This window comes from Runella defluvii (assembly GCF_014195535.1).
Taxonomy (GTDB): Bacteria; Bacteroidota; Bacteroidia; order Cytophagales; family Spirosomataceae; genus Runella; species Runella defluvii.
The window spans coordinates 887,044-910,926 of record NZ_JACIBY010000001.1 but is presented as its reverse complement, the minus strand read 5'-3'; the positions used below and the strand labels follow the sequence as shown (position 1 = coordinate 910,926).

The 23,883-nt window shown below is 44.8% G+C and carries 18 protein-coding genes; 8 read left to right on the top strand and 10 right to left on the bottom strand.

The features are described 5' to 3' along the window. The first annotated feature begins 193 nt into the window (after positions 1–193). Positions 194–3,886: a PKD domain-containing protein gene (locus FHS57_RS03715; protein WP_183971539.1), complete on the top strand. Its 3,693-nt coding sequence runs from the start codon at positions 194–196 to the stop codon at positions 3,884–3,886. A gap of 78 nt (positions 3,887–3,964) precedes the next feature. On the opposite strand, the gene FHS57_RS03710 is transcribed toward FHS57_RS03715, so the two are convergent. Both FHS57_RS03710 and dusB read right to left on the bottom strand, forming a co-directional pair. Further along, positions 3,965–4,417, bottom strand: coding sequence for a hypothetical protein (locus FHS57_RS03710; protein WP_183971538.1), 453 nt, complete (start codon positions 4,415–4,417; stop codon positions 3,965–3,967). A 24-nt stretch (positions 4,418–4,441) separates the two neighbouring features. Then, positions 4,442–5,437 (bottom strand): tRNA dihydrouridine synthase DusB, encoded by a 996-nt coding sequence (dusB, locus tag FHS57_RS03705; protein ID WP_183971537.1) that lies wholly within the window; start codon positions 5,435–5,437, stop codon positions 4,442–4,444. A gap of 169 nt (positions 5,438–5,606) precedes the next feature. On the opposite strand from dusB, the gene metK reads away from it, so the two are divergent. Beyond that, the gene (metK, locus tag FHS57_RS03700) at positions 5,607–6,896 is read left to right on the top strand and encodes a methionine adenosyltransferase (RefSeq protein WP_183971536.1); all 1,290 of its coding nucleotides are present in this window, start codon (positions 5,607–5,609) and stop codon (positions 6,894–6,896) included. 106 nt (positions 6,897–7,002) lie between these two features. Here metK and FHS57_RS03695 read toward each other — a convergent pair whose 3' ends face one another. The 3 genes from FHS57_RS03695 to FHS57_RS03685 form a co-directional block, all read right to left on the bottom strand. Continuing rightward, the gene (locus FHS57_RS03695; protein ID WP_028526345.1) at positions 7,003–7,299 is read right to left on the bottom strand and encodes a DUF3817 domain-containing protein; all 297 of its coding nucleotides are present in this window, start codon (positions 7,297–7,299) and stop codon (positions 7,003–7,005) included. A gap of 89 nt (positions 7,300–7,388) precedes the next feature. Further along, on the bottom strand, positions 7,389–8,216 hold the full coding sequence (locus tag FHS57_RS03690) for a sterol desaturase family protein (protein ID WP_183971535.1): 828 nt from the start codon (positions 8,214–8,216) through the stop codon (positions 7,389–7,391). Positions 8,217–8,257: 41 nt separating this feature from the next. Continuing rightward, positions 8,258–8,794 carry a DUF4833 domain-containing protein gene (locus FHS57_RS03685; RefSeq protein ID WP_183971534.1) on the bottom strand — a complete coding sequence of 179 codons (537 nt, stop codon included), beginning with the start codon at positions 8,792–8,794 and terminating at the stop codon, positions 8,258–8,260. A gap of 215 nt (positions 8,795–9,009) precedes the next feature. On the opposite strand from FHS57_RS03685, the gene FHS57_RS03680 reads away from it, so the two are divergent. Next, complete coding sequence (locus tag FHS57_RS03680) at positions 9,010–9,375, top strand: hypothetical protein (protein WP_183971533.1); 366 nt, start codon at positions 9,010–9,012, stop codon at positions 9,373–9,375. A gap of 42 nt (positions 9,376–9,417) precedes the next feature. Here the strand turns inward: FHS57_RS03680 and FHS57_RS03675 are convergent, their stop codons facing one another. From FHS57_RS03675 to FHS57_RS03660, 4 genes are all read right to left on the bottom strand, one after another. Continuing rightward, positions 9,418–10,536, bottom strand: a complete 1,119-nt coding sequence (locus FHS57_RS03675; protein WP_183971532.1) for an MFS transporter — start codon at positions 10,534–10,536, stop codon at positions 9,418–9,420. Next, a complete protein-coding gene (locus FHS57_RS03670; RefSeq protein WP_183971531.1) occupies positions 10,536–11,234 on the bottom strand; it encodes a DsbA family oxidoreductase in 699 nt (232 codons plus the stop codon). Before FHS57_RS03670 ends, FHS57_RS03675 begins: the two co-directional genes overlap by 1 nt. 13 nt (positions 11,235–11,247) lie before the next feature. Beyond that, positions 11,248–12,915: a S8 family serine peptidase gene (locus FHS57_RS03665; protein WP_183971530.1), complete on the bottom strand. Its 1,668-nt coding sequence runs from the start codon at positions 12,913–12,915 to the stop codon at positions 11,248–11,250. 126 nt (positions 12,916–13,041) lie between these two features. Then, the gene (locus FHS57_RS03660; RefSeq protein WP_183971529.1) at positions 13,042–13,713 is read right to left on the bottom strand and encodes a hypothetical protein; all 672 of its coding nucleotides are present in this window, start codon (positions 13,711–13,713) and stop codon (positions 13,042–13,044) included. Positions 13,714–13,915: 202 nt separating this feature from the next. On the opposite strand from FHS57_RS03660, the gene FHS57_RS03655 reads away from it, so the two are divergent. The 5 genes from FHS57_RS03655 (at position 13,916) to FHS57_RS03630 (ending at position 22,765) form a co-directional block, all read left to right on the top strand. Beyond that, a complete protein-coding gene (locus FHS57_RS03655; protein ID WP_183971528.1) occupies positions 13,916–16,111 on the top strand; it encodes a peptidase domain-containing ABC transporter in 2,196 nt (731 codons plus the stop codon). 4 nt (positions 16,112–16,115) lie between these two features. Continuing rightward, positions 16,116–17,477: an HlyD family secretion protein gene (locus tag FHS57_RS03650; protein ID WP_183971527.1), complete on the top strand. Its 1,362-nt coding sequence runs from the start codon at positions 16,116–16,118 to the stop codon at positions 17,475–17,477. Positions 17,478–17,760: 283 nt separating this feature from the next. Beyond that, on the top strand, positions 17,761–19,185 hold the full coding sequence (locus FHS57_RS03645) for a TolC family protein (RefSeq protein ID WP_183971526.1): 1,425 nt from the start codon (positions 17,761–17,763) through the stop codon (positions 19,183–19,185). Positions 19,186–19,306: 121 nt separating this feature from the next. Further along, the gene (locus FHS57_RS03640) at positions 19,307–21,634 is read left to right on the top strand and encodes a glycoside hydrolase family 65 protein (RefSeq protein ID WP_183971525.1); all 2,328 of its coding nucleotides are present in this window, start codon (positions 19,307–19,309) and stop codon (positions 21,632–21,634) included. A 606-nt stretch (positions 21,635–22,240) separates the two neighbouring features. After that, positions 22,241–22,765, top strand: a complete 525-nt coding sequence (locus tag FHS57_RS03630; protein ID WP_183971523.1) for a hypothetical protein — start codon at positions 22,241–22,243, stop codon at positions 22,763–22,765. Between the two features lie 209 nt (positions 22,766–22,974). On the opposite strand, the gene FHS57_RS03625 is transcribed toward FHS57_RS03630, so the two are convergent. Continuing rightward, entirely contained in the window at positions 22,975–23,829 is an 855-nt protein-coding gene (locus tag FHS57_RS03625; protein WP_183971522.1) for an Rpn family recombination-promoting nuclease/putative transposase, read from the bottom strand. Positions 23,830–23,883: the final 54 nt, after the last annotated feature.

The following is a 23,883-nucleotide window of genomic DNA, read 5'->3' as shown; positions in this document are numbered from 1 at the left end:
CTAACATGCTCATTAGCACTCAATTAATGGGCATGTTTCCAAAACAATAGTATTCCTTTTTAGATGTGCATTTTTCCTACGCTCTCGTAGGAAACGGCATTATTTTTGCTTCTATTTCTCCGTTGATATACTTCAACACTTGCGTTAAAAACGCATTAATTTTTTCTATTTCTTACTCTTCTTACTTACTTCTATGAGACAACCATTTACTACACATTGGTGGAGGATTTTGTTGTTTTGGTGCCTATCCATAGGTGCCATTGCCCAAAACACAACCACCTCTCAAGAAGCCAACCTTGGTGGTTACTTCTTGAAAAAAGTGGTTAGCAATTCGACGACTCCTACGGGAGTAGGTTTTACCTACACGATTTTTTACACCATTCCTGCGGGTTCACCTGCTACAACCATCACGGATGTAGTACCTAGCCCGTTGGTGGTTGACAACGTCATTGCGACGGCCGTATGTGGTACGCCAAGCGTATCTCAAACAACCGTTGTGGGAGGTACCCAAGTTTCGTATCAGATACCCGCTACGGCTTCAACTTGTTCGGGGTCTTTTCAAATCAACGTAAAGTTTCCCGCTGGAACGACCTGTAACGGTGAAACCGCCCGCAACCGCGCTTGCTTACGAACCTCCACAGGCGCTGACCTTTGTACAGGCTACGTAAGTACCACCGCCCAAGCCACCGACCCGTGGAAAGTCTATAAAGTACCCAGCGGACTGGCCTACACGGGCGGCACATGCCAATGGGCAACGTTGAGCGACACCGTTGAATACATTGTCTCGGTTTACAAAAACACGGGATTGTACGGTTTCCTCAATTTGGAAAATGCCTCCATCGTGGATCGAATGCCAGCAGGTGCCGTATTTATCAGCGGTGCGCCCATTGCTCCCGCTACGGGCACTATCACTGCTTCGGGCACCAATATTACTTGGACGGGCTTAGGGACGCTCGACGCTACACAAAATTATTTCCAGCGGCAAGCCAAAATCAAAATCTATTATCCTGGTTTTGCCGTCAGCACCAGTCGCACGAATAAAGCGGTGTTAACGGGGGATTTGGGCAAGCCCACCTCTCCCAATTGCGGCAAACACGCCGATTCGCTCCAAATTTGCGTTACCAAATCAGCGCCCGTTACCTCTGGACAAATCAGCAAATATTCCTATGTATCGGGCAATGCCATTGGCTGCGCAGGCTATTACAACATCGTTGTCTGTAACAATGGCACCTCTCCGCTCACCAGCTTCAATGTGTATGACAACATCCCGACGGGCATTACGGTCACGAGCATTCAGGTAACAGGAACTGCGGCTAACCCTGTCACTGTCAATGTTAACTCTGCTAACGTTTTGGTCAATGCCACTTCGACACAAACTTACACTGCCACGCTAGGGACTAACCCCGCCATTTATTTTCAAAACAATGGCACCCTCGCCGTTGGGGCTTGCGTTTCGTACCGCATCAACTTTACCATTAACTCCCTAGCTTCGAACAATATCTTAAACTGTGCGAGCTTGAGGTATCCCATGCCTAATCCTACGACGGTTCGTACTTCTTGTAATACCATCGCGATTTATCCACCAACAACCAACGTTTGTGCTTTCAAAGAAATTTGTAACAAACAAACGACCTATAATCAAGGGCAAGTGTTGCGGTATCGTTTACGAGTTCAAAACATCGGAACAGCTGTGCTATCGGGCACATACATCAATGATTTGTTAAACGCAAATTTGCAGTACGTCGGAAACGAAACCTACTATACTTCCAGCAATTACAGTCCAGTATGTACGGCAGGCTCGGGCATTCCCGTTGGAACTACTGCCTGGACGGGCGTTTCTACCGCTCACGCAGGAAATAACCTGCGTTGGAACATCCCAACCATCGGTACTAGCTGTGCCAATGTCTATTACCCCAACTGCGGCCAATACGGCACGGCGGGAGTACCTTTTTACTTCATCGAATTTGACGTAAAAGTCCTCAACAATGCTGCCGTTGGGGTTATTCCTAACTTCTTTAGAGTTCATTCCAATTTGTCGGCAGTATTAGCTACTTCTAATACTGAGTATTTGACAACAAACGCGGTTTTTGGCTTTACGTTGGATAAAAAAGTAAGCAAAGACAATGGCGCAACCTTCGCTACCTCCGCAGTCACCAATCCAAATACAAACGTGATATATCGCTTGGGATTGACCAAAACAGGAGCTGCGCTCAAAAACCTGTTATTCTTTGACATGCTCCCCCGCGACAACGTAACGACGGATTATTTGATGCTCAACCGAGCGGTAAGCCGTGGTAGTCAGTTTGATGTTTTGCACCAAAATTTTGTGGGTGCAACGCCACTGAGTGCTTCGTCCACCTACGCCAATTCGGTCAACATTTGCCTTCCTGACCTTTCGTATTCTCCTGGGGGGTGTAATACCACCACTTGGACAGCCGCAGCGCTCAGTGCTCGTAATGTAAAAGCGAATTTTGGCAGTAGTTTTATGCCAACCGCTACGCAGCAATACGACTTCAGAGCCTTGGTAAGTGCCACGGCACAAAACACCCAAAAAGCTTGCAACACCTTTGCCGCAACAGCAGCTGCCTTGATGTACATCAACAACGCCAATACCGACGTAAACCTCACCCCAAGTGAGTCTAATTTGGCCTGCGTTTCCATCGATGCGGCGGCGGTAAATTGTTGCGAAAAAACCCAAATTGTCCAGACCGACAAACTGTGTTGTAGCAAATTGAAAGTCGCGTGTCCCGTAAAACAAATCAAGGTAACTTTGACCAACGGCACGTTTACGAACTTGGCATGGGCCTGCAACCCCGCACCGACAAGCTACGTAGGAACGTCAACTTATACCTTTACCCCAACGGGTACTTGCGACTCTACGACTGTTGATGCGTGTTTCAAAGCGACTTCGAGCGGCAATGTGGTTGTTACTTACAACATTACGTTTGCCAATGGTACTACTTGCACCAAAACCGAGTCGAAAAAATGTTGCTGTACCCCTGCCATTACTGTTCCCAAAACGGCCTGTTTAGGATTGCCTGTAACGTTGCGATTGGTAACAAGCGATTGTCCTGTTCAAAATGTACTTTGGAACTTTGGCGATGGATTCACCTCTACAGCGCTTAACCCAAGCCACGCTTATGCTAACCCAGGCACTTACACGGTTACACTCACTTACGACAATGGCTGCGGAAAACAAACACTTACGTACCAAATTGTGGTAGCAAAATGTGTATGCACCGTCACGCCATGTATCAGTTATGCAGCTACGGGCTTACAAGTATTGTTTAATTCAACAGGAAGTGCAAGTACGTACCCTATCTCCGCCTACCATTGGGATTTTGGTGATGGTAACTGGTCAAACAGTGCTACCTTCTCACACACTTACCTCAGTGCAGGTACGTACAATGTCTGTTTGACTGTTTATGCCGACAACGGCAATGGCCCTTGTGAGTGCGTAGCCAAAGCCTGTCGTACCATCACAGTAACGCCGGGTATGGGAACTGCGGGGAATTGTGCCCAAATGCTACCTGCCAACCTCTTGTCAGACCCTTCTAATGCTGCTGCACGAGAAGCCGCCGTTGAGGTAACTCCTGCCCTTGAAGAAGAAAAAGAATTGGAACCATCATTGCTAAAAGTAATGCCCAATCCGTTTGAAAATGTGATGAAAGTAAAGTTGGATAACTTGCTCAAATCAAGGAGCTTGACCGACAAATCGCAGCTCGAACTTCATACCATTCAAGGCAAGTTGGTCAAAACGGTTACCCTCAATGGCAACGCAAACGAAGTGGAAGTATCGACCCAAGAGCTTCCCGCTGGTACGTATATCTTATCGTATAAGCGAAACGGTAAGGTAGAATCTTCAGTGAAGGTAGTGAAGGAGTAGAAAAAGAGAACCTCCCGAAAGTTCAAAACTTTCGGGAGGTTTGAACTTTCGGGAGGTTAAAACTTTCGGGAGGTTCTTTTAATAAACCGCCTGATAATCAACCACCACATCCATTTTTGTCCAGCGACGTTTTTGAACTTGGACGGGGTTAATATTCATAGCATCGTCAAATAGATTGGCATAAAGCCCTTTTTCTTCTTTGGTAAACACCGAATAGTAGCCCACTGGCAGCGTCACTGAAAAACGCCCTTTTTTATCGGTTTTTACTTTTCGCACAAGTTTTGAATTCACTTTTTGATAAAAACCCGCATCTTCACCCGCATCTACCTGTTTATCATTCGTCAAAGCATAAATATACACCTCTCTCACCACGGGCACTGCCTTAGGAACTGACGCTTTGGTACCAATGGTAGGCATAAAATTTCCTGCCTTCCAAAGTACTTGTCCCGAAATACCTTGGGTGTTTTTTTGAGCCACTGCCAAGGTTGTTATCAACAACACAAGGCAACTACTTAACCAGTGAGTACGCATAATTCAAAAGGTTTGATGAATCCCTTACGCTTCCACTTTTTCTAGGGCGTAGATGTCGGTTACTTCATCCAAAATCTCTAGAATATGAGCGTAGTCGAGGGTTTCCACTAAACGCATTCGGTAGGGTTTAAAATTGTTCAAGCCCTTAAAATAAGTAGCATAGTGGCGGCGCATTTCCAAAATCCCCGTACGTTCACCCTTCCATTGAATCGAAAAATCGAGGTGTTTTCTGCACACGCGTACCCGTTCGGCGGTAGTAGGTGGCGCTAAGTGCTCGCCCGTTTTGATGAAATGTTTGATTTCGTTAAAAATCCAAGGATAACCGATGCTTGCGCGTCCAATCATGATGCCATCCACACCAAAGCGGTTACGGTATTCGATGGCTTTTTCGGGGCTATCAATGTCACCGTTCCCAAAAATTGGAATTTTGATGCGTGGATTATCCTTGATTTTGCCAATGAGCGTCCAATCGGCATCGCCTTTATACATTTGAACACGCGTGCGCCCGTGTACCGTCAATGCCTTGATGCCAATGTCTTGCAAGCGTTCGGCTACATCTTCAATGTTTTTGGTGGATTCGTCCCAGCCCAAACGGGTTTTAACCGTCACGGGCAAGTGGGTCGCCTTGACCACCGCTTCGGTCATTTTAACCATTTTGGGAATGTCTTGCAGCAACGCCGCACCTGCCCCGCGACAAGCGACTTGTTTTACAGGACAGCCGTAGTTAATGTCAATCAAATCGGGACCTGCTTTGGTCGCGATTTTGGTACATTCACCCATGGTTTCGATGTCGCTTCCAAAAAGCTGAATCCCGATAGGACGTTCGTATTCAAAAATATCTAGCTTTTGCACACTTTTAGCCGCATCGCGAATCAAACCTTCCGACGAAACAAACTCCGTGTACATCAAATCAGCGCCACCTTCTTTACACACCGCCCGAAACGGCGGATCAGACACATCTTCCATCGGCGCCAACAACAATGGAAACTCTCCTAATTCTATATTGTCAATTTTTACCATTGCTAACCAAAAATTGGTACGTAAAATAATTAATCCCCAAAAACACTCCCTTGCGGGGACACAAAGTTCGTTCTTTTTTCTTTATCTCTGAAAATAACCTATTTTTGCTCTCTAAAATTCAACGACACACAAATCGTAATTCATACTTCGTAAATCATACAATAGAAGAATGCCTTATTTATTCACTTCAGAATCGGTATCGGAAGGCCACCCCGACAAAGTCGCCGACCAAATTTCGGACGCCCTTATTGACCACTTTATGGCGTTTGACCCTACGTCAAAAGTAGCCTGTGAAACGCTCGTTACCACTGGCCAAGTAGTTCTGGCAGGTGAGGTAAACAGCAAAACATACCTCGATGTGCAGCAAATTGCACGTGAAGTAATTGCCAAAATCGGCTATACCAAAGCTGAGTATATGTTTGAAGCGCACTCTTGCGGTGTTCTTTCAGCCATTCACGAACAATCAGCCGACATCAACCAAGGCGTTGACCGTCAAGCAGCAGATGATTTTGAAAGTAAGGCAAATGCGCAAGGTGCGGGTGACCAAGGGATGATGTTTGGCTACGCAACGCGCGAAACCGACAACTTTATGCCTTTGGCGTTGGACTTGTCGCACAAGATATTGGAAGAACTTGCCGCTATCCGCCGCGAAAACAAGCGTATCAAGTACCTTCGTCCTGATGCAAAGTCGCAGGTAACAATCGAATACTCTGACACCAACAAGCCTATCCGTATTGACACCATCGTAGTGTCAACGCAGCACGATGATTTTGGCGATGACGAAACGATGTTGGCACAAATTCGCAGAGACATCATTACCTACGTAATTCCACGCGTAAAAGCTAAGTTGAAGCCTTCATTGCGCAAGTTGTTTAACGACCAAATTACGTACCACATCAACCCAACGGGTAAGTTCGTAATCGGTGGCCCTCACGGTGACACTGGTTTGACAGGTCGTAAAATCATCGTTGATACCTACGGTGGTAAAGGCGCCCACGGTGGTGGTGCATTCTCAGGTAAAGATCCTTCAAAAGTGGACCGCTCAGCAGCGTATGCAACGCGCCACATTGCCAAAAACTTGGTAGCAGCAGGCGTTTGCGACGAAGTATTGGTTCAAATTTCATACGCTATCGGAGTAGCTAAACCTTGCGGTTTGTACGTAAATACCTACGGAACATCGAAAGTAAAAGGCGAAAATGGCAAAAAATTGAACGACGGAGAAATTGCTAAAATCGTAGAAAGCGTATTCGATATGCGTCCATACGCGATTGAGCAACGCCTGAAACTCCGCAACCCAATTTACTCAGAAACAGCCGCTTATGGCCACATGGGTCGCGAGTCGCAAGTAGTAACGAAAGTATTCAAAAACGCAGGTCAAGTGGCGGAAGTAGAAGTAGAACTTTTCACTTGGGAAAAACTCGATTACGTTGACGCCGTAAAAGCTGCTTTTGGTTTGTAAGCTAGGTGCTTTCGGTTAGTCATTAGGTGGTTTCGGTTGCTCACAACCGAAATACATATTAAAGCCCCCGTTCTTAGGTGAACGGGGGCTTTTGTTATCGTAAATATTATACCTGACGAAACAACTTCGCGTCGGCCCAAAAAGTACCAAAAGGAACAATAGAAGCAAGCAAGGCCAACGCCGTTTTTTTTAGGGGCCAGTTGTACTCAATTTTACACTGCACAACCGCCAATACGTACAACACAAACAGCAAACCGTGTACCATGCCAATCACTTTGTTGGGGCCTGGCATCTCGGCATAATACTTTAATGGCATGGTTATGAACAAGATAAGCAAAAACGAAACGCCTTCTATGAAACCAATAACCCGCAAACGCCCTATTTGAGTTTTTAATAAATCCATCTTTTTTGAAATTTTGGTTGAAAAACGCACCAATGAATCTACAAAGAAAGACGATTTAAGGCTTTAATTTGCTTTTATATACCAAAATATTAAGGCGGCCCAAACAAAATACCCGTTACTTCTCGCCAGCTTTTGGCCTTCCGAACATCCCTAACAATGTCTCTCCACTCGTGAAAATTAAGATAGACCACATTGTTGGAAGTTACGGGCTTCGTTAGTCCGTAAATAGGTCGTTCGGTTTCTTCTTGAAACGTACCAAACAATCGATCCCAAAGAATAAAGGTAGTTCCAAAATTTTTGTCAAGGTAAGCATCATTTTTGCCGTGATGCACTCGATGGTGCGACGGCGTGACAAAAATATACTCAAACCAGCGAGGCAACTTGGTGATGACTTCTGTGTGTAGCCAAAACTGATACAATAAGTCGATTTGGTAACACATAAACGTAATAACGGGATGAATGCCTGATAGCCAAACGGGCAGGAAAAAGATAATTTTTATGTGCTGCGTCCATGAATTTCGAAACGAAGTGGACAAATTTAGGTGTTCCGACGAGTGGTGTGTCACGTGGGTAGCCCACCAAATCCGTTGTTTGTGCGCAATGTAATGAGCTAAGTAATTACAAAAATCAATGCCCAAGTATCCCAATACCCACGCCCACCAGGTATTCGGGATGCGCCACGGCACAAGTTCATAACAAAACAAAATCAAACCGACCGTAAGCGCTTTCAATAATCCATTGATAACCAAAGCACCCACCCCAATTCCGACCGACGCTTTCAAATCATCCGCGTCGTAATGATGGTGCGGGTCGTGGCGTAAAAACCAGTATTCAAGGGCGACAAAAATAAAAATAATGGGGGCAGCATACAGCAATAGCGGCTGCACGTCTTGTTCAAACTGCAATAAAAAAAGCATTAGAATGTCAAATTAAAAAATGAAGAATATCAATCAAGAAATCACTGAATATCAATGCGTTCGTACGCTTTGGTACGGTTATCACTTTCAACCCCAAAAAGCTCTACGTACTTTACTTTTGGAATAAACGCATTGTTAGCTAACTGCACAAACACTTTCTGTAACAGCACTTTACGGCCATTGATGTGGGTCATAGCCACGGGATTATTTTCTTGATACGTCACCCAAATTTGACGTTTCTTAAACGCATTCAAGGAAATTTCATAGGTGTTGGCACTAGAAGTTGAATGGTGTTTGTAGCCATAAGCTAGCTGCCACTGAAGCGTTGAGAGATCTTCGCGTTGCCCACGGTCGGCGTACCGTATCCAATATACGTTCATCGGGCTTTCATCATCCAATTTTTTGTCCGAATCCACATTCGCCTCGTACATGACGGTATTAATGTTGTTGCTCCGTTGAATGTAGAACAAATGGTTTGAAGTGCGCGGAGGCTCGGGAAAATGGAGTTTTGAGGGCGTTTCGTCGGCACAAAAAGTACCCAACGCCCCTGTTAGCAGGAGCATGCTTAAAAGTTTCATAGCTGTAAGTAAGGTTGTTTTTAAGACCTTCAAATCCATGACAACTCAGCGCAGCCTCCCCCCTATGGCTGCCGCTACTTTTTTGTTTTCTCCCCTTTTTATGCGTCTCTGTCTCTTCCTGTGAATGGCTTCTTTGCAACGCTCTGCGAGAAAATCACGTATTCTTAATTGAGTTTACCTCCTCTTTATTTATCGAACAAATTTGAATACAAACCATGAATCGTCTCAGCCGTCAAATGTTAGTTTGTTTGTCGCTCGTAGGAGTGAGTCTATTACCAGCCTGTTCAACTTCATCGGTTGACCCAGCCACAGACACTTCTACGACCAAAGTAGCTTTTGAGCATGCCACAGCGAAGCCTATTTTTGATACGTATTGCGCAAGCTGTCATGCCTCTGGAAAAAGTAATTATCGCGACTGGTTGTACGATCCAACCGATTATACAACTACCATCAAAGGGAAAATTTCGACGATTTATAATGAAGTTTATGTAAAGAAATCCATGCCCGAAGGCACTAAGTTAAGTACGACCGAATTAGCAGTTTTCAAAGCGTGGTACGATGCGGGTTATCCTGCCAAATAACCTTGATTCTGCCAGTTGATGCGGTGTCAACTGGCGGAACGGCTACCGAAAAATACGAAGTAAATAGGCTGTGAGTATCAAAATCGCCACTTCAAACACCAACAAGGCATTGACAATGCCGACGTGGTCAGACAAGTAGCCAAGAAAAATAGCGGGAATTCCGAAGCCAATGTAACCCATAAACATGTAGCCTGACACGGCCCTTGCCCGCTGAACCCCGCCGTAATTAGCAATCAAAGCCAATCCTCCGACGTACGAAAAGCCGTAGGCCGCCAAGCCAATGAGTGTCGTTCCACTCAAAATCACCCACAATTGCCCCAAATGACTGCCCAACTCCACCAGTCCAAAGCCCAACGGTACCAGTACATAACCGATGCGCACGGATTGTTTGGGATCGTTTTTGCGAATAAAAGGTTGTAAGAAAGCCCCCGTCCAATTGATTAATACCAAGCAAAAGCCCGCGTAAGGCGTCAGGTTAAATTTAGCCAGTTGGGTTGGAATAATGGCAATGACCGTGCCCGTTGCCGCCCAACAAATCGCAATGGCCATGTTGACGGGGAAAGAGCCTTTGGGAAAATACGGAAGCCGAAGAATATTGCCACCAATGGGTTTGGGGTTGGGCAACGTAAAAAGAAGAACAAGCCCAATAAAAGTAATTCCTAAAAGTAAATAATAAGTAGGCGGAACAAGCTGAAAATCAACGAGCAAATACAAGGTTGTGGCAAGTGCGCCTCCACTAAAACCAATGGCCGTAGAAAGCGAAGCCAAATTAGCGGCTTTGGTTGGCGCATTTTTATCGGGGTACAGAACTTCGGTTAAATAAGCCGTTCCAGTGCCCATGCTCAATGCCAAAGCAACCCCTTGCAGCATCCGAGCAAATACCAAAGCCGTTACATTGGGCGAAATAGTAATGACGAGGGTGGCTAAAAAAGAACAAAAAACGCTGACAATTAGCACAGGTTTTCGCCCGATTCGGTCGGAAATACCCCCTAAAAAAACGTAACAAGGCAGCATACCTGTGATGTACGCTGCCAAGACTAAAGCGGTTTGGCCGTTGTTGAGACCCGCTTCAGCCGCATATACCCGAAAAAGTGGCATCGAGATATTGACGGCCAACGTGACCAGCAACAACGCAAACGAAATAATGCGAAAAGGCGGCATTAGCATACACCCGTTTCGAGATCACATGCTTCTCCTTGCGTTGGCGCTTGAATGGGAGCTTTGACGGCAATATCTGGCAATGCCTGCAAAAACAAATCCGTTGGCTGCGCGCCCGACACCGCGTATTTGTCGTTGATGATATAATACGGCACGCCGCTTACGCCCATCAAACGGTTTTGGTAAAGAAGTTGGTCCACTTCTTCTGAGCCCTTTTCAGAAGCAATAAATTGACGCACTTCTTCGGCATCTAACCCCACCGACTGCGCCACAGCTACTACGTTTTCGACATTGGCCAGGTTAACACGGTTTTCAAAATAAGCCTTAAAGAATGCCTCTACCAGCGCTAATTGTTTGCCTTTTTGCTGGGCAAACCAAACCAAACGGTGCAAACCGTGCGTGTTGGGTGAAATTTGTTGGTTCAACAAATCAAACTCTAGTCCTTCGCCCGCCGCCACGTTCGACACTTGGTTGGTCAATTCATAAAAACGCTCTTCTCCGCCAAATTTCGCCGAAAGTCGTTCCTTCATATTTTCTCCTTCCAGCGGCGTATCGGGTGAAAGCTGAAACGGCAAATAGCTGATTTCAAACGTATAATCGTCTTTGAGTTGGTCAACTGCTTTTTCCAAACGGCGCTTTCCGATGTAGCACCACGGACAAACAACGTCCGAAACGATGTCGATTTTAATGTGTGGTTTCATGTAAACTTTTTTCTTATTTGATTACTTTCAAAACCCGTACGCGTTCGTTATCGTTCATTTTTAATACATAACTCCCTTGAGGCATTGCCATCGGTAGTGTCAGTTTACTTGATGGTTCATTGGCCATGACCGACTGCTGTAACCATACTCGCCCCGCCACGTCTGTCAGTGCAACTTCCACTTTTTTCCCCGTAAATTCTGCTCCCCATTGAATCTGCAACGCATTGGCATTCCCCAATGGATTTGGAAACACAATAGCTTCCGTTGGCTTATTTCCACCCACTCCCATGGGTAAATATTTGGCCCGTGCCACCTCAGTCGCCGCCGCAAAAGTAGGGATGCCGTAGCCAAATTGAGGGGTTGGGCTGGAAAAACGATCTCCTGCCCGACGAATACAATCAATGACTTGCATGGCCGTGAGTTGCGGTTGCGATTGCCAAAAAGCCGTCACCAAGCCCGCAATCAACGGAGCCGAATATGACGTTCCATTGCCCGCTGTTACCGTACCTGCCTGATTGGAAAGTACCGTTAAAGCTCCTTGCGCGCACACATCAGGTTTCACGCGTCCGTCGGCTGAAGGACCAATGGAACTAAACGAAGCCAACGCTTTGGTGCTTCCAACCGCACCCACGGCCAACACGGAGTCAGCATCGGCAGGGGCCGAAATGTATTTCCACGCACTTGCCCCTTCGTTGCCAGCCGAGGCCACCACTATCATGCCTGTTGCTGCGGCCCAATCAGCGGCCCGCGTAATGAGCGTCGTTTTACCGTTCATGTCGGCATAGGTATAATCATCGGCTTCGTTGTCGAATTGATTGTACCCCAATGACGTATTGATGACATCGACACCCAAACTGTCGGCGTACTCAGCCGCAATGAGCCAATTGGCCTCCTCCAAGCGCGACTCGCTGTTGTCGTCTTCGGTACGAAGAAGTGCGTAAGAAGCGCCGTAAGCTGGGCCAATCAGGCTATTTTCTTTAAAGCTAGCCATGATACTAAACACATTGTTTCCGTGCGAATGGTCTTCGTAAACACTGGTTTCATTCGCTACAAAATCGTAAGTAACTACCACTCGTTTGTCGGAAAACAATGGACTCAACGCAGGATTTGTATTGGAATTTAAGAAACCAGCATCCAAAATCGCTACCAGCATTCCTTTGCCATTGTAGCCTTGGTCGTGCATCGCATCGGCACCCAACATTTGAATTTGGCTAAGCGAAGCTCCGTAATTGAAAGCGTCCATTCCAAATTTTTGTTGCGTGGCATTGGTTTGTTTTTCAGCAGACAAACGAGCCGTACGAAGGGCGCGGTTAAACTCAACCCCTTTCACCGACGACAACGCCCGAATGGCTGCCAATTGTGTCGAATTAGCCTCAACCAATACAGCATTCAACCAACGAGATGTGTACCAAACCTTGGCACCCGTTTGGCGAATTTGAGATACATAACTAGGATTGACTGGCAAATCTCTCGACGTCAACGCAATCCCTTGCCGCGAACGACGATCCACCGAGCGCTGACTCAGATAGGCCGTGGGTTTGTCGGTCGTAAAGGGGGTTCCTGTTTTGTCTTTTAATAAAACCAAGTACTTGGCGGTCTGCGCCTGTACCATCCCACTCCACATAAAAAGCCAAGTGAACATCGCCACAAAAAGCCATTTACCTCTCTGATTACCAGTCATTTGTATATGTTTTTATCTATTTATTCTTTGTCTAGTAAATACCGCATATAAATCCAAATTCGACATTCTCTCGTCGTGTTATGAGCAACCCTCCCCACGTTTGTAACCCTCCCCACATCAGCACACCTACTCCATACCTGTGCGCTTGAAACGTACAAACTGCCGTGTTCCAAAGTCTATTTGTGCCTTACCGATGCAAGAAGGGGTGGATGAGCAAAATTGCACATTAATACGTTCCCGATAAACCAGCCCTACGCCCGCTGCGTATGTTTCTATCCGTTTATCTTGATTCACCAGCGTCGAGTCGTTTTGCTGAACCACCGTTACCGTTCGGTCAAAGGCAGTTCCTGCTATTTTCAACGCTTTGTTTACATCTTTTAGTACATACTCATCTTCCCCCAAATTGTTGTAACTGTTTCCATTCCACGAACGTTTTTCGGAAGGAGGAAATACCATTTTTACGTAGTCACGCCCACTTTCGTTGCGGACAGCATAATCAATTTTTAACCGTACTGTAAACGTCGAATCTGGCGTCCACGGTTGACCTTCCAGTGTTCGGCGAAAACGAGCAATGCGATACACTTTCTCTCCCGCAGGGTCAAGATAACTTTCTGCCACCTGTTCTTTCCATTGAAACGTCCGAACCACCGCAGGGCGTCCAAGGGCTACTTCTTCTTCGTTTACGTCATATTCCACAAATCGCCCTACTTCCAGTGGAAAAAAATCACTACCTTTCACAGTGGTTTCGCAATCGTCGCAGGGAGAGGTACAAGAATTTATCCCAAAAGTCAAAACCATGCCTACCAAAGTCCAGTTTAGTAAAGAACAACTTCTTAACAAAATGGTCATACGAAAAGCAAAATGTACATGCCTCATTGTCCTATTTTCGTCTTTGTTTGCCAAAATAGACCTATATTAGAATTGAGTTAGAATTAATTAATATTGGAACAAATATAACGGTCTATTGCTTTTTCAACTATCAACCCATCCAAGAAACCGCATGAATTCGCAGTATATAAGGCAAATTGTAGAACAACTTGCCATTTCGACTGGGCAACCCGTTGTAACCCACCGAACGACTTACGATCAAGTCGAGCAAACCTCTTCGTATTCAGGAACCGACATCCATCGGTTTATTGAAGACCTTCACCGAAGCGCACGGCACAACAACCTCACCTTGGTCGTTAATTGTTTACCAAAGAATCAGTTTGTTCCATTTATTGAATCGGCGACCCATCCCGTTCTTTATTTTGAAAAACATAATTTGGGTCTAACACCCGTGATTGTGGGTAAAGATGACCAAGGAACTCCCATTCTCTGGAGCCCCATCATCGAAAATCGCCCCCGTCATACAACAGCAGAGGTATTATCTCCGCTGGTGTTTGAAAACCAGTCCGACACGTCCAAAAATGGCCAAGTACTGTACATCACGGCTTTTCCGATGCAACCTTTGGTCAGCGACGACAGCACGCTAAGTCAAACCGAGAACGAAATTCTCAGTCCCGTTCAGCGGTTGATACGTCTGTTGCGTAACGAACGCAAGGACATTGGTTACATTTATTTTTATGCCGTCGTCGTGGGGCTCATCAGCCTTGTGTTGCCCTTGGGCGTGCAAGCCATCTTTAGTTTGGTTTCAAGTGGTTCGGTATTTAGCTCGGTTTATGTGCTGATGGGCTTGGTCGTTTTGGGTCTTATTGGAAGCGGTATCATGCAAATCATTCAAGTGTCGCTGGTAGAAACCCTCCAAATGCGAATTTTTGCCAAAGCTGCCTTTGAGTTCACTTATCGTGTACCGCGTTTGAAATACGAAGCCCTACGTCAGGACAATCCTACGGAGCTTATGAACCGTTTTTTTGACGTGTTGACCATCCAAAAATCGCTTCCCAAGTTTTTGATTGAGCTTAGTGCTGCTTTATTACAAATCATTTTTGGTTTACTTTTACTTTCATTTTATCACCCCTTCTTTATTGCTTTTAGCTTATTTGTCATCCTTATTTTCTTGGCCATCATTCGCATCAATGGCCGTAAAGGACTGGAAACTAGCATCAAAGAATCAAAATACAAATACCGCGTTGTGGCATGGCTCGAAGGAATGGCCAGCACGTTATTTTCGTTTAAAACCGCAGGCTCAACCCACCTCCCCATTCAGCGCATGGACGGGCTCGTGACCAATTACCTCACGTATCGCAACAAACACTTTAAAATCTTACAAGGGTTTTATTACTATTCGTTGGCATTTAAGGTCGTTGTCATTGGTGGTTTGTTGATTTTGGGTACCTACCTGCTTGTCAACCGCCAAATTTCGTTGGGGCAATTTGTGGCTTCCGAAATCGTGATTGTGTTGTTGACGGGAGCCGTTGAAAAATTACTTCTAAGTATTGATGTGGTTTTTGACCTTCTTACTGCCGTCGATAAATTGGGGTACGTTTCGGATTTAACGTTAGAAAAAGAAGGTGGTTTTCGCTTTTCGGCCACTCAGTTTCCCAAAGGACTTGAGCTTAAAACACGCCATTTAAGTTATGCTTATCCAGATGCGTCCCACCCTGCTATCAAAGACATTTCGATGGATATTCAACCTGGTGAGCGGGTTTGTTTGACAGGACAAAACGGTTCGGGAAAACATACCCTTCTAAAATTGCTTTCTGGCATACTTACTGAGTATGAAGGCAGTCTTATCTACAATGGCGTTTCTATGCGTGACTTAGACATCACTACCCTCCGCAATTACCTGAGCATGAACTTTCCCAACCAAGAAATTTTTGACGGTACTATCCTCGAAAATTTGACCATGGGGCGGGCAGGAATTACGTTGGAACGCGTCAAAGATGCCTTAGAAAAATTACACCTTACGGAAGAAATTGCCCAATTGCCCGATGGACTTGCCACCTCCATCATTTCGGGAGGGCGTCATTTTTCGTTGAGTTTTGTCACCAAAATAGCCCTTGCTCGTTGTTTGCTCACTCAGCCTAAATTACTCTTATATACCGATGCTCTTCGACAAATCGAACGCAGCGAACGCATCCGAATCATTGAGTTCTTGACTGACCCTGCTCATGATTGGACGCTTGTGGTGCTTTCCAACGACCCTGCATTCATGGGAGCCTGTGATCGTGTTGTGGTCTTGGAAGAAGGCCAAATTATTGCCGAAGGCCCCTACAAAACTGTATTAAAGCACGTTGCAACGCTCGAAAACTAAGACCATGCTCAATATATCAAAACAGCGGGTCAATGTACCTGCCATCGAAAACGAAGTCAATTCACTTCATACCCTCCATTCCCCCAAAACAGCACGGATTGTGTATCGCTGGATTTTGGGTATTGTCATTGTTTTAATTCTAGTGATGTTTTTGCCGTGGCAACAAAACATCAACGGAAAGGGCTACGTCACGGCACTTACCCCCAAAGACCGCCCACAAAACATCCAAAACGCCGTAGCTGGACAAATCCAGCATTGGTACGTTCGGGAAGGTGATTATGTTAAAAAAGGAGATACCCTTTTAACGATTTCCGAAATCAAAGACGATTATTTTGACCCCCAAGTACTCGTCAGAACGCAGGAGCAAATTGAGGCCAAACAAGCGGCCATCAATGCTTACAATGCCAAAATTCAAGCCACTGACTCTCAAATTTCGTCCTTACGTCAAGGGCTACAATTGAGCCTTGAAAAAACGCGCAACAAATTGCTTCAAGCCCGCCTAAAAGTAAAAAGTGACAGTGCAGATTTTATCGCCATAAATCGTGGTTTTGACATTACCAAAGAGCGACTCGAACGCGGCGAAGCCATGTACAAAGATGGAACGATTTCGCTGGTGGACTTAGAGAGTCGTCGGGTGAAGTTTCAAGAAGACCAAGCAAAAGTAACGTCCCAAAGCCAGAAATTGGCCATTTCGCGCAATGAGCTCATCAACGCACGCATCGAACTTAGTTCGGTTCAAGTTGATTACCAAAAAGATATTGCCAAATCCTTCTCAGACCGTAGTTCAGCTTTGTCAAGCCTCGCCGACGGAGAATCTGAGTTGTCTAAACTCAAAAACAAATACGAAAATATCCGTATCCGTCGTGAACAGTACGTTGTTCACGCCCCGCAAGATGGCTACATTATCAAAACCCTCAAAGCGGGTATTGGAGAAACCATTAAAGAGGGCGAATCCATTGTTACGCTGCAACCCGACAAACCCGATTTGGCCGTAGAATTGTACATAAAAGCCATGGATTTGTCGCTCATCAAACCTGGACGCCACGTACGACTGGAATTTGACGGATGGCCTGCGTTGCAGTTTTCGGGCTGGCCTGGTACTTCGGTCGGAACTTTTGGCGGAACAGTCGCCATTGTTGACCGCGTCAACAGTAAAAACGGCGAATACCGCCTCCTTATCAAGTCGGACCACGAAGGCAACGAAAACGACAAATGGCCCGACCAACTACGGATTGGTTCGGGAGTGAACGGTTTTGTGATGCTCAAAGACGTCCCGATTTGGTGGGAAGTATGGCGCCAACTCAACGGTTTCCCGCCTGACTACCTCAGCGATATTTTGCCTGCGGAAGAGAAGGAGAAAAAATAAAAAGGGGCAAAGAGCAAGAGAGCAAAGGGCAAATTCGCAAAGGGCAAATTTACGTGCGTTGGGTTGCTCATAAATCAACAAATGCGTGCGTCGGGTTGCTCATAAATCAACAAATGCGTGCGTTGGGTTGCTCATAAATCAACAAAAGTGTGCGTCGGGTTGCTCATAAATCAACAAAAGTGTGCGTCGGGTTGCTCACAACCCGACGAAACTGCAAGCTAAATTCCCACACGGACAACCTTTTTCCTTAGTCGGAATGAAAAAAAATAAAAAGTGTACATCGATGAAATTCGTCATACAGTTATTTGTCGTCCTTCTTTGCTGCGTGGTTTTTTTACCTACATGGGCACAGACCGACACAGGCAAGGTGTTTTCTTACCGCGATTTTTATGAGTTGGTGACCAAAAACCACCCCGTATTGCGGCAAGCCAGTAACCTTTCCGACCAAGCCAAAGCTGAGTTGCTGATGGCCAAAGGAGGCTTTGACCCAAAACTCGAAGCCAGCTTCGACCGTAAATATTTTGACAACAAAGCTTATTTTAACTTTTGGGACAACCAACTCAAAGTACCACTTTATTGGGGGGGAATTGATGTAAAAGCGGGTTTTGAACGGAACGTTGGCGATGTACTTGGAACCGATATTCGCACCCCACTCGATGGGCTCAGTTACGTAGGTTTCACCGTTCCTGTTTTGCAGCGATTTGTTATCGACGAACGCCGTGCAACCCTCCAAAACGCCCGTTTGTTTCAAAACATGGCCGAAGTAGAACGCGTTAAGTTGGTCAATAAATTGATACTTTCGGCCGCCAAAGAATACTGGACGTGGTACTTTGCGTACCGAAACTACGCCCTCGTCCAAGAATTTCACGACTTGGCCGTACAACGGTACGATTTGGTCAAAAAACGCGTAGCGCAAGGCGACTTACCCGCGGTGGATACCGCCGATGCCCAAGTTACGCTCCTCGACCGACGAATTATGCTCGACCAAGCCTTGGTAGATTTTCAAAATGCCCGACTCATTCTGTCAAATTATTTGTGGGACGACAACAATGGCCCGCGTGAGTTACCCAACAATGCCGTTCCTCAGCTTAGTCCTGCCCAACGCATTGATAGCAATACGCTTACACAACTATTGGACATTTCCCGACAAAAACATCCCGAAATTCAAAAGTTGGACATTAAAACCCAGCAATTACGTATTGACGAGCGTTTAGGTCGCGAAATGCTCAAACCCAAATTCGACATTGGGCTGTCGTCGCTCAACTATACCCACCGCTTTATCACGGGGCTCGAAATACCCAATACAGGGCCGTTTCCTGCTTTTTACAAACTGAACGTTGACTTTTCGATGCCGTTGCTATTTCGTAAAGAACGCGGTAAGCTCGAAACTATCCGCATCAAACAAGCTCAAAATAACCTCGAACTCCAGCAAGTTCGTCGCGAAATCAACAACGACGTCCAGGCATCGTACAACGAAGTGCTGAACCTCGAAAAACAGATTCAAAACCAGCAAATTGCCATTGAACGCCAAGCACAAGTATTACGGGCCGATGAGCAGCGGTTTGCCATTGGAGAAACCCAATTGCTTCAGCTAAACATGCGCGAGTCGAAACTCAATGAACTGAAAGTAAAGCTCGAATCCATGAAATCGAAGTACGAAAAAGCGAAGGCAACCCTGTTGTTTTCAGCGGGTTTGAGTGAATGGTAAACGTCCAAAAAGTTAACTAGCCATTAATTATTGAAAAAATCGTTATAAAAACCCTCGCTCGAAATGCCTAATTTTGGGGTCTGATTAAACACTTTCCCTAGTGGGTGGGGCTCTTCTAACGATGAAAAATTACATAAAACACGACCCTTGGTGCATTATTGAGGAAGGATTTTATCCTGAATACAACGAAATCACCGAAAGTCTTACCAGCCTTGGCAACGGCCGCATGGGCCAACGGGGCAACTTTGAAGAACAATTTTCGGGCAAAACACTACTCGGAAACTACGTAGCGGGCGTTTTTTATCCCGATAAAACCCGCGTAGGTTGGTGGAAAAACGGCTATCCGCGCTATTTTGCCAAAGTACTCAATGCTTGTAATTGGATTGGCATCAACGTTGACATCGAGGGAGAAACGCTCGATTTGGCAACCTGCACCGTTTCGGATTACTCGCGCGTGCTCAACATGAAAGAGGGTATTTTGGAGCGTACTTTTGTGGCTACCTTCGCGAGCGGCAAACAGGTACGTGTTCACGCCCAACGTTTTTGCAGCATCGTTGATGACGAAGCAGGAGCGATTCGCTATTCGGTGACGCCGCTCAATTTTGACGGCACCATCACCCTGACGCCCTCGCTCGATGGCGATATTAGCAACAAAGACTCCAATTACGGCGAGAAATTTTGGGACGAAATCCATAAAGAAACGGCCTTCGGGGAAGCTTATCTTGAGATGCGTACGAAAGACACCCCGTTCAAAACGGAGTTGTTCAACGTATGTACAGGAATGAAAATCGACATTCTCGTAAACGGAGAAAGTGTTGATTTTCAAAGCAAACCTGTTAAGTCTGCGAAATATGTTGCGTGCAAAATTGAGCTAAAAGCCAAAGCCAACGAAGAGATTACGTTGTACAAATATGCCGTTAACTTGGCTTCGTTGAACCACGCACTTGAAGACCTTCTCCCCAACGCCAAAGCCTATATCGCGCGCATTTCGGCCAAAGGTTTTAAGCAAATGAAAGCCGAACACGCCCAAGCATGGGCCGAACGTTGGGCTCAGAACGACATTATTATTGAGGGTGATTCGGACAGTCGTACTGATGCGGCGCAGCAAGGGATTCGTTTCAATATTTTCCAACTTGAACAAACCTACACAGGCGAAGACGCCCGCCTTAATATTGGCCCGAAAGGCTTTACGGGCGAAAAATACGGCGGCAGTACCTACTGGGATACGGAGGCGTACTGCTTGCCGTTTTACCTCGCTACGGCCGACCAAAAAGTAGCGCGTAACTTGTTGGTTTACCGCCACAAGCATCTCCAAAAAGCCATCGAAAACGCCGCAATGCTGGGCTTCAACAACGGGGCTGCGTTGTATCCGATGGTGACCATGACGGGCGAAGAATGCCACAACGAATGGGAAATTACGTTTGAGGAAATTCACCGCAACGGCGCGATTGCCTACGCTATCCACGATTACATCCGCCACACGGGCGATGAATCTTATTTAGCCGAGTATGGCCTAGATGTATTAGTCGGAATTGCTCGTTTTTGGGCACAACGCGTCAACTGGTCGGCAGACAAGAAAAAATACGTGATGCTGGGCATAACTGGCCCTAACGAATACGAAAACAACGTCAACAACAACTGGTACACCAACTACCTCGCGGCTTGGTGTTTGCGTTATACGTTGTCAGCGGTCAATAGTTTGCAGGCAGCTGACAGTGGGGTGCAGCCTGCGGTGTTGGGTACATTGAGTGAGGAGGAATTGACCAAATGGCAGCACATTGTGGACAATATGTACTATCCTTACGATGCCGAGCGACAAGTGTTTTTGCAGCAAGACGGATTTTTGGACAAAGAACTTTTGACCGTCGAAGACATCAAAGAACACCGTCCTATCAACCAAAAATGGTCGTGGGACCGCATTTTGCGGAGCTGTTTTATCAAACAAGCTGACGTATTGCAGGGGCTTTATTTCTTTGAAGAAGAGTTTGATACCGAAACCATCCGCCGCAATTTTGATTTCTACGAACCCATGACCGTACACGAGTCATCGTTGTCGCCTTGCGTACACGTGATTCAGGCCGCGAAATTGGGTTACAACGAAAAAGCGTACGAAATGTACCTTCGTACCTCACGCCTCGACCTCGACGATTACAACAACGACACCGAAGACGGCCTACACATCACCAGTATGGCGGGGACGTGGATGTCGGTGGTCAAGGGTTTTGGGGGAATGCGTATCAAAGACGGGAAATTGGCCTTTACGCCCTTTTTGCCTGAGCAATGGAAAGGTTATTCCTTTAGAATTGGTTTCCGTGGGCAAGTGGTTCGCGTCGCCGTTCGCCCAGGCGAAGTGGAAGTAGAAAACCTTTCATCACAGGCGTTGAGTTTGGCCATTAATGGAACAGAAATTACCGTAGCGGCACAAGCAACGGAGGTTGTGAAAGGGTAATAAAATCAAAAATAGTACTTACCAAAAAGCGGAGTTTGACGACTCCGCTTTTTTATGGTTTGGGGAGGTCTAAGCAGGTCTTTGAGTACTTAGGTTAGCCATTTGATAACTTTTCGAAGGTTTTTTTGCCAGTTTTTGGAAATTTGGATAAGATTTTCTTTAATTGCATTGTAGACTGTAATTAATAACATTGTCACAATAAAATTTTTCAGATATGCAATGCTGAATATTCGTAAATTTGTACAAGCTCTAACTTTTATTCTGTTTAATAACTCTAAATAGAGGGACTTTTCACATACTTATCATTCATTATTTCATGTTTAGGGCGCTTTTTTATGCTGAATGTCGTTTTATTTTAAAATATAAATTTTATGAAAACTTTAAACAAGAGTAACGATTTAGAGTTAATGGAGTTTACCTCTGACGACATTGAAAATGCGAATGAAAGAATTGTCAAGAATACAAATAAAAACCATTCGAAAGTTAAATTAAGCATTTGGGATTACATTTTAATACTCTTCCGTATAAAATCTTTAAATGCAATAGTCTTGGATGAAAATACTATAAACGAAACTTGGGAGAGAGTGAAATCGAAACATATTAACAATGAGTAATACAAGAAGCCAGCAGTCTAGAAATCAACATCAAACAGTGTATAATCCTATTTATGAAAAGCTGGAGTCTGACGGGTTGGTTGGGAAAATTGCATACTGTTTCTATAAAGAATCTAAAAGAGCATTCATAAGAGAATATATTGCCAAAAACAATGGGAAGCATCCAAGCCCCGCTGAAGTTAAGAAATTTGTAAGTCTTCAAGAATCTCAGCATATAGATCACTTTAAGCGTGATGCAGTAGAAATGGTCAATGATTTTTTCAACGCTTTAATTGAAGAACATAAAAAAGATTTAAAAATCCAGATTTTAAAAGAAGTTCATGTTCCAAGTTTTTGGAGTGGGATTTGGCAAAATATAGTTGCTTCATTTTTATGGACAATTCTAATTGCTTTACTTTTACCATTTATCATTAGAGCGGCTAAAATTGACTTAGTTGAAATATTAAGAGGTGGTAGTAAGCCAAATACACATTTTGAAAATACAGTAAAAACTGATTCTACAAATTTAAATAAGTAGGAAATTGACAAGAACTTCACTATTCAAAATTTTCTTTCGCTCTAATTCTAGTACTTTTACCAACACTATTTGTGAATTCAAAAAAAATCATTGAATAGGTCACTTAAGGCCTAATGTCCTAATAGATTGTTTTATGTATTTATTGGTGTTGTTTTACCAATACTTCTTATGATTGGCACAAATTCTCTCAAATCAATACACTTTTACACCTAAAGCATATTTACTACATCTGTTGACAAACCAGTCATTTCAGAAATGGTTTCAGAGTCATAACCTTTCTCTTTCATTTTTTTTGCCATTTCGATACGGGCTTGTTGTTCACCTTCGGCTTTGCCTTCGATACGAGCAGTGGAGATGATTCCCCGTTCTGAGAGCAACATTTTTTCGTGTTTTTCGTAGGCTTGTTGCTCTTGTTCAGAGAGTTCATCAAGTTGTAACTGGGCTTTTACCTCCGCCAAACCTTGGGCTTTAAACTCATCTTTTACTTCATTGTTTTTGAAATAATAAATCCATTCGTCAAGGCTGTCGCGCGCTACATCGTCAAAATTGTTGATTTTGATGACATAGTACTCGGGATAAATGGCATAGACATCTTCTTTTTGAAACAACTCTTTTTGTTTGGCAGACAATGCTAATACATCATTTTGATGAACACCTCTAAACTCAGTTTTACCGTGGTACACATAATCGGTACCGTATCCTAAGTCAAAGTAAATCAAATTAATAGAAAACACTTTCTTAATATCCTGATAGGGTTTCCCTTTTTGTAGTGTTTCGGTTAAGTGCTTTGAGGTAGCAAAGAGCATTCGCTGAAAGTAGTCAAATTCTTTGCTATATTGAAGTTCGATGATAAGGCGTTCTTTTTGCTCATTTTCAACCAACATATCTACGCGATTGATTTTCTGTTCATCATCATTTGCATTAGATTCACTTTCTAACAAATTGATAATGATGATGTTTCGTTTGAGCAACACACTCAAAAAACCTTCAAGTATGGCAAAGTTTGCTTTTTGCCTGAGAAGTCGTTTTAAAGCCCAATCAAAACTGACAAGTGTACGATTCATTTCATTGATATTTTCTGTAAAGATAGTATGACTACTATTATTTTACACCACTAC